Below are 14,467 nucleotides of genomic sequence, written 5' to 3'. Positions count from 1 at the left end.
GAAAGTGTACTTATCCTACGGATCGTCAGATATAGGACGAGTCTCAAAAACGGAGAAGCGGCTCGCGTGGCCAATGTGCAACACGAAGCGTCATGCGACATTGCGCCGCTATTTCGCGAATAACCGAGGGTGGTCTGCGTGTTTAAGTGTGATAGCGTCTTCTGTGGAGATATCAGAATATATAAATAAATAATATGATTTTATATGGAGTGCTCTCATTTTGGCGGTTTTAAAATAAGAATCTGTAGGGCTATTTCTGACGTATTAGCTTCGTGTGTGAGAGATTCTGATAGGGATTGACTGATCTGGTGGTTGTTGTTGCTCAGTTAAATCTGTAGCCCCTCTGTTTTATTTTCATTCAATGATCAAGCCCGATTTGGATGATTTGTTAGCATCCTCGGCACACTGAATGGCCTTATTCCGCATGGGTTGTCCGCATTTTTGATCGGCTTGTTGGTTTGGGAATTTTCTTATATTCGCTGTTTTGCCTGGTTAATAGAGTTACGCCTTGTTAATGCCTCTTGAGTAATGGGCTGCGCCGAAAATTCTCAGTTAAATCTGACGGCGTCAGATTTTTAAGCCCGCCCGGGAAATGATTTTTCGTTCGTCGTTCGTATAACGCGGCGATTTTTCCGGCTCAAGGGAGTTGCATTAGGGCGGTTTGTGAATCCGCTCGTAATGCGTCTGCGTGGGGTGCGTAGGCGCCGGTTGGGATCCCGTCTTTAATCAAGGTAAGGCAAAGAATGAACAAGACATATCGATCAATCTGGAATGAGTCCACGGGGACGTGGGTTGCCGTCCAGGAAAACGTCGCATCGCGGAGCAAGCGCTCGTCGAAGCCGATTGTTCTGGCCACCGGAGCGATGGGAGTTGCGACTAGCCTGCTGTCGGCGCACGCGTTTTCGGCAACTGTCGGCACCGTCGGGCAAGGCGGTCTGGAAATCTGCTCGGGCTCGAGCGGCTATTCCTGGGGCTCGTCGGGCGGCAGCCAGTCGCTGAATTGTTCGTCCGGCAGCACGGGCACGAGTGACGGGCTCGCTTTCTCCCTGAACAATGCAGGCGATACCAAGGGCGGCTACGGTTTTGACGCTTCGACGGCGCAAGTTGCCGGCTATCAAAGCGGCTTGCTCAACATCAAGGGAACGGACGTCCAGGTCTACGGGCCCACGACGTTCCATGATGTCGTCACGATGAGCAACCAGAAGATCGTGCAACTTGCGCCCGGCGAAATCTCGTCGGCCAGCGCGGACGCGGTCAACGGCTCGCAGCTCTACGGCTCGATCTCGAGCGTGGCGAAGAATTTCGGCGGCGGGGCGGCTGTCGGGGCGGATGGCTCCATTAGCGCGCCCTCGTATGTGCTTTCCGGCTCCACCTATAACGATGTAGGGTCGGCTCTGGCGGCACTTGGTGACGGAGCGGTCAAAGACGCGGTCCGTTACGATTCGCCGGCAGATACGTCGGTGACCTTGGGCGGGGTGGGCGCTACGGCGCCGGTCGCGTTGCACAACGTGGCGAACGGTGTCGTGAGTGCCAACAGCACCGATGCGGTGAACGGCGCGCAGCTCAATGACGTAAGCACATCGGTCACGAACATCGACAACAGCGTCACCAAGATCCAGAACACGTTGACCACGGCTGGTTGGGGCGCACAGGCCTCGTCGTCGAATCCGACCGGTTATACCTATGGCGGTTTCAACGTCGCAGCCGACGGCACGGTGAGCAACCCGGCGGTCCTCTATGTGCCGAATACCATTGGCACGGCGAACGCACAGATCGTTCTCGATCCGGGCCAGGGTAACAGCGCCTACTTCGTGAATGGCGATCGTACCCAGGGCTTTTTGCCGAAGGGCACGGTCATCAGCAATGTGGCGGACGGCATTCAGGATACCGATGCGACCAACGTGGGCCAGGTGGCCGACATGATCGCCTCCCAAATCCCGGGCGGCCTGCAACAGACGCCGAATCTGCTCAAGGCCGGCGCCATGCGGTTGGGCGCATCGCCGGGGGGCTCCGGCGTTGATCTTTCCACCGCGGACGGGCTGCCGTACAAGACCGCGGCGTACTACTCCCAGGTTCGTGGTACCGGCAACGCGTCTGGCTCGACATCGCCGACCGACGTCGCGCGCGCGAACGGCGCTGGCAGCATTGCCATCGGCTCGAATACGGAAGCGGACGGTGGCGGCAGCACGGCGGTGGGTATCCAGTCGCTGGCAACGGCGAACGACTCGGTGGCACTGGGTTCGGGCTCGGTCGCCAATCTAACGAACACGGTTTCGGTGGGTAGCGATGGCACGGCCACGCGTGCGGTGGTCAACCCGGACGGCAGCACGAGCTATGTGACGAGTCAGGCCAACGCGCGCCGTGTCGTAAACATGGCCGCTGGCCAGAGCGACACCGATGCGGTGAACGTGTCGCAGCTCAAGGGCGTGACGAGTGCGTTGGGTGGTGGCGCTACCGTGAATGCCGACGGCTCGGTCGCGGCTCCGACATATGCGCTGTCGGGCGGTACATACACGGACGTGGGCTCAGCGCTGAGCGCGGTGGACCAGGGCGTGACAAACCTGGCGGGCGAGGTGGCCAACGCGGTGATGTATGACACCTCGGCGCACGACAAGGTGACGCTGGGCGGAACGAACGCAAGCAAGACCGTAACGCTCACCAATGTTGCGGACGCCAAGCTGAACGCATCGAGCACCGACGCGGTGAACGGGGCGCAGTTGTTCGCTACCAATCAGAACGTGTCGAACCTCGCGGGCGACGTCACCAATATCCAGGGCGACATCACCAACATCAATGGCAAAATCGCTGATGTGGTGACCTACGATTCGTCCGCGCACGATTCGCTGACGCTCGGCGGTAAGGACGCAAGCGCGCCGGTCGCGCTGCACAACGTCGCGAACGGCACACTCTCGGCTGACAGCACCGACGCAGTCAACGGCGGCCAACTCTACGCCACGAACTCGAGCATTTCGGACCTCGCGGGCGACGTCACCAACATCCAGGGTGACATCACCAACATCAACGGCAAGATCGCTGATGCGGTGGTCTACGACTCGTCCGCACACAACTCGGTGACGCTCGGCGGCACGAGCGCGACCGTGCCGGTGGCGCTGCACAACGTTGCGGCCGGTATCACGACCAATGACGCCGTGAACGTGGGTCAATTGACCTCGGCAGGGTTCCAGGTCGATTCGTCGACGGGATCCGTGCTGAACAAGGCGGTTACGTACGACCAGAGTTCGATTGCTTCGGGTTCGCCGACCGTTACGCTGGAGCCGGGCACCGGCAACAGCATCTACTACCGCAACAGCAACCGTAATGACGGATTCTTGCCCAAGGGCACGGTCATCAGTAACGTTGCATCCGGTATTCAGGATACGGACGCGGCAAACGTTGGCCAGGTGTGGGACATCATGAATGGGCAGGGCGAGGCCAGCGTGATGGCGCCGAATATGCTGCTCAGATCGTCGCGCATGCTGCTGGGTGCGTCGCAGGGGTCGGGGGTCGATCTCTCGACGGCGACCGGGGCTCCGTACAAGACGGCGGCATATTACTCGCAGGTCCGCGGTACCGGTAACGCAGTTGGCTCGACGTCACCGACCGACGTCGCGCGCGCGAACGGTGCCGGCAGCATTGCCATCGGTTCGAATACGGAAGCGGACGGTGGCGGCAGCACGGCGGTGGGTATCCAGTCGCTGGCCACGGCAGGCGACTCGGTGGCGCTGGGTTCGGGTTCGGTCGCCAATGTCGCGAACACGGTTTCGGTGGGTAGCGATGGCACGGCTACGCGTACAGTGGTCAATCCGGACAACTCTGTTACCACGGTTCAGAGCCAGGCCAATACGCGTCGTATTGTGAACATGTCGGCAGGCCAGAACGATACCGACGCTGTGAACGTTTCGCAGATCAAGGGCATCACGAATGCACTCGGCGGCGGCGCGGGCGTGAGCTCAGCGGATGGCTCGATCATTGCACCGAATTACGTGCTGAACGGCAGTTCATACTCGGATGTGGGCTCTGCGCTGGCGGCTATCAACGCAAAGGGAGGCGGCTCGCCGGATGGCGTGGTATATGACACGCCGGCACACGACAAGGTGACGTTTGGTGGCACGGGCCATGCGCCGGTCTCGCTGACGAACGTGGCGAACGGCCAGGTGAGCGCGTCAAGCTACGACGCAGTGAATGGCGCACAGCTGTACGCGCTGGGTGCAACGACGGACAGCTCGGGCAACGTGACGAACGCGTTCGTAGCGTACGACGACACGTCGAAGGGCTCGGTCACGTTTGGCGGCAAGGGTTCGACCACGCCGGTGGCGCTGCACAACGTGGCAAACGGCGCGGTGAGCGCATCGAGCTACGACGCAGTGAACGGCGCACAGCTGTACGCGTTGGGTGCGACGACGGACAGCTCGGGCAACGTGACGAACGCGTTCGTAGCGTACGACGACACGTCGAAGGGCTCGGTCACGTTTGGCGGCAAGGGTTCGACCACGCCGGTGGCGCTGCACAACGTTGCGGCCGGGGTCACGGCAAATGACGCCGTGAACGTCTCGCAGCTCAAGGGCATCACGACTGCGCTAGGCGGCGGTGCGGGCGTGAGCTCAACGGACGGCTCGATCATTGCGCCGAATTACGTGCTGGACGGCAACTCATACTCCGACGTGGGCAAGGCGCTGGATGCCATCAATGCAAAGGCCGGCTCAGGCAACGTGAATGGCGTGGTGTATGACACGCCCGCACACGACAAGGTGACGTTTGGCGGCGTGGGTTCGACCGTACCGGTCACGCTGACGAACGTGGCGAATGGCCAGGTGAGCGCATCGAGCTACGACGCGGTGAATGGCGCACAGCTGTACGCGCTGGGTGCGACGACGGACAGCTCGGGCAACGTGACGAATGCGTTCGTAGCGTACGACGACACGTCGAAGGGCTCGGTCACGTTCGGCGGCAAGGGCTCGACCACGCCGGTAGCGCTGCACAACGTGGCAAACGGCGCGCTGAGCGCATCGAGCTACGACGCGGTGAATGGCGCACAGCTGTACGCGCTGGGTGCAACGACGGACAGCTCGGGCAACGTGACGAACGCGTTCGTAGCGTACGACGACACGTCGAAGGGCTCGGTCACGTTTGGCGGCAAGGGTTCGGCCACGCCGGTGGCGCTGCACAACGTGGCTAACGGCACGGTGAGCATGGCGAGCTTCGACGCGGTGAATGGCTCGCAGCTCTTTGGCTTGGCTAACTCGACGGCTACCGCGCTCGGTGGCAAAACGAAGGTCAACGCCGACGGCACGATCACCGCACCTACCTATGTCGTGGACGGTAGTTCGTACTACGACGTCGGTACGGCAATCGACGCAGTCGCGGCTTACGCCGGTGGTGGCAGTGTTGATGCGGTAATGTACGACTCATCGGCGCACGACAAGATCACGCTGGGCGGTAAAAACTCCACGAGCGGTCCTGTCAAGGTAACGAACCTCGCAAACGCCTCGGAAGCCAGCGACGCAGTGAACCTCGCTCAGCTCGAAGCGATGGGCATGACTGTCGACACCTCCGGCAACGTGACGAATGCGTTCGTGGCCTACGACGACACGTCGAAGTCCTCGATCACCCTGGGCGGCAAGGGTTCGACCACGCCGGTTGCCATCCATAACGTGGCGAACGGTGTGACAGCCAACGATGCCGTGAACGTCGCACAGCTTCAGGCGATGGGCGCGATCGTGGACAGCTCGGGTAACGTGACGAATTCGTTCGTTGCCTACGACGACGCCACGAAGGGTTCGGTCACGTTCGGCGGCATCGGCGCGACCGCGCCAGTCAAGCTGCACAACGTCGCCGCGGGCGCCGTCACGTCGAGCAGCACCGACGCGATCAACGGCGCACAGCTGTACAACGTTGCGTCGAGCACGGCCGACTCGCTGGGCGGTGGTTCGACGGTCAACGCTGACGGTTCGATCTCGGCACCGACTTTCGTGATCGGCGGCGGCACGTACACCAACGTGGGTGGTGCGCTTACGAGTCTTGACGGCCGCGTGACTAACATCGAGAACACGGTGACCAACATCGCGGGCTCGGTGGCCAATGCGGTTCAGTATGACTCGTCGGCTCACGACAAGATCACGCTGGGCGGCACGGACGCGTCCACGGCGGTCAAGCTGACCAACCTGCAGGATGGCGAACTTTCGGCCAGCAGCACGGACGCTGTCACGGGTGCGCAGTTGTACGCGACGAACGTGGAAGTCTCGAACCTGAACCAGGCCATTCAGAACATCAACATCACCGGTTCTGAATACATGTCGACCAACTCGACGAGCGGCCCGGCTTCGGCCACGGGCTCCAACTCGATCGCGGCGGGCGGCGGCGCAACGGCAACGGGCGCGAACTCGACCGCAATGGGCGACAAGGCCGCGGCTAAGGCGGACAACTCGGTCGCGCTGGGTGCGAACTCGGTGGCGGACGAAGCGAACACGGTGTCTGTTGGTTCGGCGGGTAACGAGCGCCGGATCACCAATGTCGCAGCGGGCGTCAACCCGACTGACGCGGTAAACATGGGGCAGTTCCAGAGCGGCATGAATTCGCTCCAGAGCGGCTTGAGTTCCGTGGCGCGTAATGCCTACGGTGGTGTCGCGGCAGCAACCGCGCTGACTATGATCCCGGACGTCGACCAGGGCAAGACCATTGCGGTCGGTGTCGGTACGGCCAACTTCCAGGGCTACCAGGCGGCTGCAATCGGGGCAACGGCCCGCATCACCCAGAACATCAAGGTGAAGCTGGGCGGTGGCTATGCAGCAAGTGGCGGGGCTACCTACGGCGCGGGTATGTCGTACCAGTGGTAAGTGTCTGATGGCAATCCAGGAGCGGGACATCCGCTTCTGGTGAGCCAGGACACTGCTATTGCCAGGCCCGTAGTTTCAGCCGAAAAAACAAAGCGGACTCCTTCGTGAGTCCGCTTTTTCTATTGGGGGCACGATTTTCGGCGCAGCCCGTCGCGCGATGTGTTTAGCTGTTCGCGTCCAGCCGGCGCCGCGCGATGATGTCCTTCGCGTTGGCGAGCTTTTCGGCTAGTGCCGGGCCTCGCTGCAGCGCCACACCCACCGCAAGAATGTCGCCTATCGCGAGGTGCGAGGTGCGCGAGGTCATCGGCGAGAAGACGTCGGTGTCTTCGTCGACATTCGCGTGCAGGCCCACGCTCGCGAGGCGCGCAAGCGGCGACGTGCCGTGCGTAATCGCGATCACCTTCGCGCCGCGGTCGAGCGCTGTTTGCGCCGCATCCACCACGTCGCGCGTGCGTCCGGTGTTCGAGATGGCGACGACCACGTCGCCCGGCCCGAGCAGCGCGGCCGACATCAGGAATGTGTGCGGATCGGAATAAGCGACGCTCGGCATGCCGAGTCGAAAGAACTTGTGCTGCATGTCCTGCGCCGCGATGCCGGAACCCCCCGCGCCATAGAACTCGATGCGCGATGCCTTGGCGAGCAGGTCGATCGCGGCGCCGAGCGCGTCCGTGGACAGGTTGTTGCGCACCTGCACGAGTGCGCCGATCGTCCGGTCGAGCACTTTGGCCGCGACACCGGACACGGGCTCGTCCGGGCTCACGTCGCGGTAAACCGCAGGCATTTCCGTGGGCAGATCGGCGGCCACGGCTTGCGCGAGGCGAATCTTGAACTCCCGAAATCCCGAGAACCCGAGTGCGTGGCAAAAGCGCGCGATGGTCGGCTGGCTCACGCCCGCACGTTGCGCGACCTCGGTCATGGAAAGGTCGAGCAGTTCTCGCGGTGCTTCGACGATGTAATCGGCGAGCTTGCGCTCGGACGGGCGCAACTGTTCGTGGATGGCCTTCACTTGGGACAGCAGCATCGGGAAACTCGCACTATGCTGAAAGATCCGCTGACAATAGCGGGTCGATTGGTTTGTACAAAAACTACAAGGATCGCTGGGAAGTTGCAAGCGGGGTTTAACCGGAGCAAGGCGTATTCCCGTAGGTATTGGGTGTTCAGCGTTTGCATGATTCAACTTTCCAGGCAAAACTGGGATTGCGGGCTTGTAGTTTTTCTACTAACATCGCCGCATCGCTGACCGGATCGCGCGATGTGTCCCCGAGCGTCCCGCGAGATAAAAATGGAAGGAGATTCGATGGTTTCCCCGCATTCGCAGTTGATGAAGGTCACGCGGCGCGTGATCGAGCGCAGCAAGCCGACACGCGAGGCCTATCTCGCGCGCATTGCAGCGGCGCAGGGCCATTTCCCGGCGCGCGGCGCGCTGTCGTGCGCGAATCTCGCGCACGGTTTCGCCGGTCTCGAAGGGCGCGACAAGATCGCCATCAAGGCGATCCGCGAGCCTAACATCGGCATCGTCTCGTCTTATAACGAGATGCTTTCGGCGCACGCCCCCTACAAAGATTTCCCCGACATCATCAAGAAGGCCGCTCGCGAAGTGGGCGGCGTCGCGCAGTTCGCGGGCGGCGTGCCCGCGATGTGCGACGGCGTCACGCAAGGCAATGCCGGCATGGAGCTGTCGCTATTCTCGCGCGAAGTGATTGCGATGAGCACGGCCGTGGCGCTCACGCACAATATGTTCGACGCGGCGCTGTGCCTTGGCGTGTGCGACAAGATCGTGCCGGGCCTCTTGATCGGCGCGCTGCAATTCGGTCATCTGCCCACGATTTTCGTGCCCGCCGGCCCGATGACGAGCGGCATCTCGAACGACGACAAAGCGAAGGTGCGCCAGAAGTTCGCGACGGGCCAGTGCGACCGCGAGGCGCTGCTCGAATCCGAGGCCGCGGCATACCACGGCCACGGCACCTGCACGTTCTACGGCACGGCCAACAGCAATCAGATGCTGATGGAGGTCATGGGCCTGCATCTGCCGGGCTCGGCGTTCATCCATCCGCACACGCCGCTGCGTGACGAACTCACGGCAGCGGCTGCGCGCCGCGTGCTCGAGCTCACAGTCGAGCGCGGCAATTACACGCCGATCGGCCACGTGATCGACGAGAAGGCGGTGATCAACGGCATCGTCGCGCTGATGGCGACGGGCGGTTCGACCAACCATACGCTGCACCTCGTGGCGATGGCGCGCGCGGCGGGCATCATCATCGACTGGAACGACTTCGACGAGCTTTCGGCTGCGGTGCCGCTGCTCGCGCGCGTCTATCCGAACGGCAAGGCCGATGTGAATCATTTCCATGCGGCGGGCGGCATCGCCTTCCTCGTGCGCGAGCTGCTCGACGGCGGCCTGCTGCATGAAGACGTGAAGACGGTGGCGGGCGAGGGCCTGCGCCACTACACCGAAGAGCCGAAGCTGCTCGACGGCAAGCTCGCGTGGGTGCCGGCGGTCGAGAAGAGCGCCGATACGGCCGTGCTGCGTCCGCTTGCCGAGCCGTTCCAGCCCGACGGAGGCCTGCGTCTGATGCAAGGCCGCATCGGCCGCGGCGTCATCAAGATTTCGGCGGTGGCGCCCGACCATCGCCTCGTGCGTGCGCCGGCCATCGTGTTCGAATCGCAGGAGGCCGTGCAGGAAGCGTTCGATCGCGGCGAACTCGAGCGCGATTTCGTGGCCGTCGTGCGCTTCCAGGGCGCGCGCGCCAACGGGATGCCGGAGTTGCACCGCCTCACGCCGCTGCTCGGCGTGCTGCAGGACAAGGGCTTCCACGTCGCGCTCGTGACCGATGGGCGCATGTCGGGCGCGTCAGGCAAGGTGCCGGCCGTGATCCACATTTCGCCCGAAACGCTGCTGCATGGGCCGATCGGCAAGGTGCGCAATGGCGACATCGTCGTGATCGACGCGGTCGCGGGCGTGCTGGACGTGGAGGTGGACGAGGCCGAGTGGAACGCGCGCCCCGTCGCGCAGCCCGCGCACCAGGAAAGCAACGAAGTGGGCTTTGGCCGCGAACTGTTCGGCGTGTTCCGCGCTGCTGCCGCGCCCGCGGAGCTGGGCGCGTCGGTGTTCGGATCGCTCGTCGGTGAAGCGCGGGCCACGCCGGCTGCTGCCACCGCTGCAGCACGCGCGCCGCACTGAGCGACGCACTGAGCGGCGCGAACAGCACGACAAACTGAATTCATCATCAAGGAGCCTGATCATGGCAACAAGCACGGTGGCCGACATTGTCCGCCTCGGCCCGGTGATCCCGGTGCTGGCATTCGACACGCCCGAGCAAGGCGAGCACGTTTCGCGCGCGCTGCATGCGGGCGGCGTGAAGGTGCTGGAGATCACGCTGCGCACGGCGGCCGGTCTCCAGGCAATCGAGCGTGCTGCGCAGATCGCGCCGGACATCGTCGTAGGCGTGGGTACGATCACGAAGCCCGAGCATTGCGCGCTCGCAAAAAAGGCCGGTGCGCAGTTCGGCGTCTCGCCGGGCCTCACGCGCGAGATTCATCAGGCATCGCTCGATGCGGGGCTGCCGCTGCTGCCCGGCGTCATGACGCCGACGGACATCATCGTGGCGATGGAGCTCGGCTACGAGATCGTCAAGTTTTTCCCGGCGGTGCCTGCGGGCGGCCTCAACATGCTGCAGGCCTTCCATGGCCCGTTCCCGACGCTCAAGATCTGCCCCACGGGCGGCATCACCGCCGAATCGGCGATCAACTTCCTCGCGCTGCCCAATGTGGTCTGCGTGGGGGGCTCGTGGCTCACGCCGAAGGCGGCGCTCGCCGCCCAGGACTGGGCTGAAGTGACGCGCCTTGCGCGCGCCGCGAGCGAGCTGTCGCGCCCGGTGCGCTGACGTTGCATGTGGCGGGCGGTATTCCGGACGTTCGCGCCCCGGTTTCGTTCTGCTGCATCCGCGAGCCGCGCAGGCAGCGCCCTTCGGGGCGCATGGCCTGCGCGGCTCGACTGTCTTGCGCCCGTTTTTCACGCACGCGGCTCAGAAAGCCGCTATAACCTCTACGACCTCGGCCCCTCGACAGCCGAGCCCTTCCGTGCAGCCTGGTGACGTGCTCGCGCCGCTGCGGAAGAACAAAGACAACTAACAGGAGAAGAGCCTCATGGGAGTGGCCCACGGCAGTACGCTGCTGATTTACGCGGTCGTCGCGATCGCTGCGCTGATCTTCATGATCACGCGCTGGAAGGTTTATCCGTTCCTTGTCCTGATCATCGTTTCGTTGCTGCTCGGCCTTGCTGCCGGCATGCCGATGGATACGATCGTCAAATCGTTCGAAACCGGCAACGGCAATACGCTCGGCCACATTGCCATCGTGGTGGGCCTCGGCACCATGCTCGGCAAGATGATGGCCGAATCGGGCGGCGCCGAGCGCGTCGCCACGACGCTGATCAGCTGGTTCGGCGAGAAGAACATCCACTGGGCAATGATGTTCGTCGCGATCATCGTGGGCTTGCCGGTGTTCTTCGAAGTCGGCTTCGTGCTGCTGATTCCGATCGCGTTCAACGTCGCCAAGCGCACGGGCAAATCGCTGCTGCTCGTCGGCTTGCCGATGGTCGCGGGCCTGTCGGTCGTGCACGGCCTGATTCCGCCGCACCCGGCCGCGCTGCTCGCGGTGCAGGCGTATCACGCCGACATCGGCAAGACCATCGCGTACGGCCTGATCGTCGGGATTCCGACCGCGATCGTCGCCGGCCCGCTGTTCGCGCTGCTCATTCACCGCGCGGTCAAGCTGCCCGAGAACAATCCGCTCGCGGACCAGTTCATCGGCGACATGAAGATCAAGGCCGATCACGAGCTGCCCAGCTTCGGCATCACGCTCTTCACGATTCTGCTGCCGGTGATCCTGATGCTGATCGGCAGCTGGGCCGACCTCGTGTTCACGCCCAAGACCCTGCCGAACAGTCTGCTGCACTTTGTCGGTACTTCGGACGTCGCGCTGCTGATTGCGGTGCTGGTCAGCTTCTGGACCTTCGGCGCGCAACGCGGCTTCAACCGCGCGCAGATCCAGAAGTTCTGCGGCGACTGCCTCGCACCGATCGCTGGCATCACGCTCATCGTGGGCGCGGGCGGCGGCTTCGGCCGCGTGCTGATGGACGGCGGCATCTCGAAGGAGATCGTCGCGGTGGCGCAGTCGGCGCATCTTTCGCCGCTGTTGTTCGGCTGGTTCGTCGCGGCGCTGATCCGTCTCGCGACCGGCTCGGCTACCGTTGCCATGACGACGGCCTGCGGCATCGTCGCGCCGGTTGCGGCCGCGAGCGGCGCGGCTGTGAGCCCCGAGCTGCTGGTGCTCGCGACGGGCTCGGGCTCGCTGATCTTTTCGCACGTCAACGACGGCGGCTTCTGGCTGATCAAGGAATACTTCGGCATGACGGTCGGCCAGACGTTCAAGACCTGGTCGCTGTGCGAGACTATTATTTCGCTGATGGGTCTCGGGCTGACCTTTGTGCTGGCGAGCGTGGTGTAAAGAGAAGAGGGCGCAGCAATGATTCTGATCGCGATGGGCGTGTCGGGCGCGGGCAAGACCCGCATCGGCGAGTTGCTGGCCGAGCGCCTGCACTGCAGCTTCACCGACGGCGACGCTTTCCATAGCGAAGCCAACAAGAAGAAGATGCACGACGGCATCCCGCTCACCGACGACGACCGCTGGCCGTGGCTGCGCACGATCCGCGCAGCCATCGAGGAAAAGCAGCGCGCGCAGGAGACGGCAGTGTTCACATGCTCGTCGCTCAAGCGGTCGTATCGCGACATCCTGCGCGGCAGCGACCGCGACGTGTTCTTCGTTTATCTGAAGGGCAGCTTCGAGGTGCTGCACGAGCGCCTCGCGTCGCGCACGGGCCACTTCTTCGATCCGTCCTTGCTGCAAAGCCAGCTCGACACGCTCGAAGCGCCGGGACCGGACGAGGCGATCGAGGTGAGCATCGAGCACACGCCCGAACAGATCGTCGATGAGGTGATCACGCAGCTGGAGACGCGCCGCGCGAGTTGATCGCTGCGCTTTGTGTGGATGTAAAAAAGGCGCTTCGTTCGCAATGAACGAAGCGCCTTTTTGTTGAGACGGCGGGTAGTTGGCTTACGAAATACGCTTGGCCAGTTCCGCCGCCTTGCCGACGTACGAAGCCGGCGTCATCGCCATCAGACGCTGCTTCGCGTCTTCCGGAATCGCAAGACCGCTCACGAAGGTCTGCAGCGCTTCGCGCGTGATGCCCTTGCCGCGCGTGAGCTCCTTCAACTGCTCATACGGGTTTTCGATGCCGTAGCGGCGCATGACCGTCTGCACCGGCTCGGCCAGCACTTCCCACGTGGCGTCGAGATCTTCGTTCAGGCGCAGCGGGTTCACTTCGAGCTTGTCCAGACCGCGGATCAGCGAGTCGTACGCGAGCAGCGAGTAGCCGAACGCGACGCCGATGTTGCGCAGCACCGTCGAGTCGGTGAGGTCGCGCTGCCAGCGCGAGACCGGGAGTTTGTCCGCGAGGTGGCGCAGCGTGGCGTTGGCGAGGCCGAGGTTGCCTTCCGAGTTCTCGAAGTCGATCGGGTTGACCTTGTGCGGCATCGTCGACGAGCCGATCTCGCCGGCCTTGGTCTTCTGCTTGAAGTAGCCGACCGAGATGTAGCCCCACACGTCGCGGTCGAGGTCGAGCAGGATCGTGTTGGCGCGCGCGATGGCGTCGAACAGTTCCGCCATGTAGTCGTGCGGCTCGATCTGGATCGTGTACGGGTTGAAGGTGAGCTTCAGGCGCTTTTCGACGACGTCCTTCGAGAACGCTTCCCAGTCGAATTCCGGATACGCCGAGAGATGCGCGTTGAAGTTGCCCACCGCGCCGTTCATCTTGCCGAGCAGTTCGACCTTCTCGATGCGCTGGATCGCGCGCGCAAGACGCGCCGCGACGTTGGCGACTTCCTTGCCGAGCGTGGTCGGGCTGGCGGGCTGGCCGTGCGTGCGCGAGAGCATCGGCTGGTCGGCCTGCGCGTGCGCGAGCGCGACGAGGCGCTGATGCACCGAGCGCAGCGCCGGCAGGATCACGTGCTCGCGAGCGCCCGCGAGCATCAAGCCGTGCGAGGTGTTGTTGATGTCTTCCGAGGTGCAGGCGAAGTGGATGAACTCGCTCGCGCGCTCCAGTTCCGGCTGGCCCTTCACCGATTCCTTGAGCCAGTACTCGACGGCCTTCACGTCGTGGTTCGTCACGCGCTCGATGTCCTTGATGCGCGCGGCGTCGTGCGCCGTGAAGTTCTCGGCGAGCTTGAGCAGGAATTGCTCCGAGGCTGCCGAAAAGCGCGGCACTTCCGCGAAACCGGCTTGCGAGAGCGCGATGAGCCAGTGGATTTCGACGGTCACGCGGTTGCGCATGAACGCGGCTTCCGACAACCAGTCGCGCAGGGCTTCGGTTTTCGAGGCGTAGCGGCCGTCGAGCGGGGAGAGCGCGTTGAGCGCGAAGAGGGTATCGGGACGAGTATCGGACATGATGGGGACGTAACGTATGGCGTTACGGTCAGAAAGGAACCGGGGGGAGCCGCATATTTTATCACCACGCTGACAGGGGCCGGAGCGATTCCCCCAAGCGTGACGCACCGGGGTGCCGTTGGGTGCCATCG

The 14,467-nt window shown here is 63.2% G+C and carries 7 protein-coding genes; 5 read left to right on the top strand and 2 right to left on the bottom strand.

Annotated elements, in window-relative coordinates; genetic code table 11:
• The first annotated feature begins 743 nt into the window (after positions 1-743).
• On the top strand, positions 744-6,833 hold the full coding sequence (locus PWP93_RS10650) for a YadA-like family protein (RefSeq protein WP_421044461.1): 6,090 nt from the start codon (positions 744-746) through the stop codon (positions 6,831-6,833).
• Between the two features lie 163 nt (positions 6,834-6,996).
• Here PWP93_RS10650 and PWP93_RS10645 read toward each other — a convergent pair whose 3' ends face one another.
• Complete coding sequence (locus PWP93_RS10645; protein ID WP_421023011.1) at positions 6,997-7,854, bottom strand: MurR/RpiR family transcriptional regulator; 858 nt, start codon at positions 7,852-7,854, stop codon at positions 6,997-6,999.
• Positions 7,855-8,130: 276 nt separating this feature from the next.
• Here PWP93_RS10645 and edd point away from each other — a divergent pair, with 276 nt between their 5' ends.
• The 4 genes from edd (at position 8,131) to PWP93_RS10625 (ending at position 12,863) form a co-directional block, all read left to right on the top strand.
• Positions 8,131-10,014, top strand: a complete 1,884-nt coding sequence (gene edd, locus PWP93_RS10640) for a phosphogluconate dehydratase (protein ID WP_421044460.1) — start codon at positions 8,131-8,133, stop codon at positions 10,012-10,014.
• A gap of 61 nt (positions 10,015-10,075) precedes the next feature.
• Positions 10,076-10,717, top strand: coding sequence for a bifunctional 4-hydroxy-2-oxoglutarate aldolase/2-dehydro-3-deoxy-phosphogluconate aldolase (gene eda / locus PWP93_RS10635; RefSeq protein ID WP_421042554.1), 642 nt, complete (start codon positions 10,076-10,078; stop codon positions 10,715-10,717).
• 262 nt (positions 10,718-10,979) lie between these two features.
• Positions 10,980-12,341, top strand: coding sequence for a gluconate:H+ symporter (locus tag PWP93_RS10630; protein WP_421044459.1), 1,362 nt, complete (start codon positions 10,980-10,982; stop codon positions 12,339-12,341).
• An 18-nt stretch (positions 12,342-12,359) separates the two neighbouring features.
• Positions 12,360-12,863, top strand: a complete 504-nt coding sequence (locus PWP93_RS10625; protein ID WP_421044458.1) for a gluconokinase — start codon at positions 12,360-12,362, stop codon at positions 12,861-12,863.
• 84 nt (positions 12,864-12,947) lie between these two features.
• Here the strand turns inward: PWP93_RS10625 and purB are convergent, their stop codons facing one another.
• A complete protein-coding gene (gene purB / locus PWP93_RS10620; protein WP_421023016.1) occupies positions 12,948-14,336 on the bottom strand; it encodes an adenylosuccinate lyase in 1,389 nt (462 codons plus the stop codon).
• Positions 14,337-14,467: the final 131 nt, after the last annotated feature.

Source organism: Paraburkholderia sp. A1RI-2L, from assembly GCF_048957375.1.
Lineage (GTDB): Bacteria > Pseudomonadota > Gammaproteobacteria > Burkholderiales > Burkholderiaceae > Paraburkholderia.
The sequence above is the reverse complement of the archived record's forward strand: the minus strand, read 5'-3'. Positions and strand labels throughout refer to the sequence as shown.

What these genes read in the sequence shown, in the direction of transcription:
- PWP93_RS10650 (WP_421044461.1), top strand. Translation starts at nt 744, where the DNA reads ATGAACAAGACATATCGATCAATCTGGAATGAGTCCACGGGGACGTGG.
- PWP93_RS10645 (WP_421023011.1), bottom strand. Translation starts at nt 7,854, where the DNA reads ATGCTGCTGTCCCAAGTGAAGGCCATCCACGAACAGTTGCGCCCGTCC.
- edd (WP_421044460.1), top strand. Translation starts at nt 8,131, where the DNA reads ATGGTTTCCCCGCATTCGCAGTTGATGAAGGTCACGCGGCGCGTGATC.
- eda (WP_421042554.1), top strand. Translation starts at nt 10,076, where the DNA reads ATGGCAACAAGCACGGTGGCCGACATTGTCCGCCTCGGCCCGGTGATC.
- PWP93_RS10630 (WP_421044459.1), top strand. Translation starts at nt 10,980, where the DNA reads ATGGGAGTGGCCCACGGCAGTACGCTGCTGATTTACGCGGTCGTCGCG.
- PWP93_RS10625 (WP_421044458.1), top strand. Translation starts at nt 12,360, where the DNA reads ATGATTCTGATCGCGATGGGCGTGTCGGGCGCGGGCAAGACCCGCATC.
- purB (WP_421023016.1), bottom strand. Translation starts at nt 14,336, where the DNA reads ATGTCCGATACTCGTCCCGATACCCTCTTCGCGCTCAACGCGCTCTCC.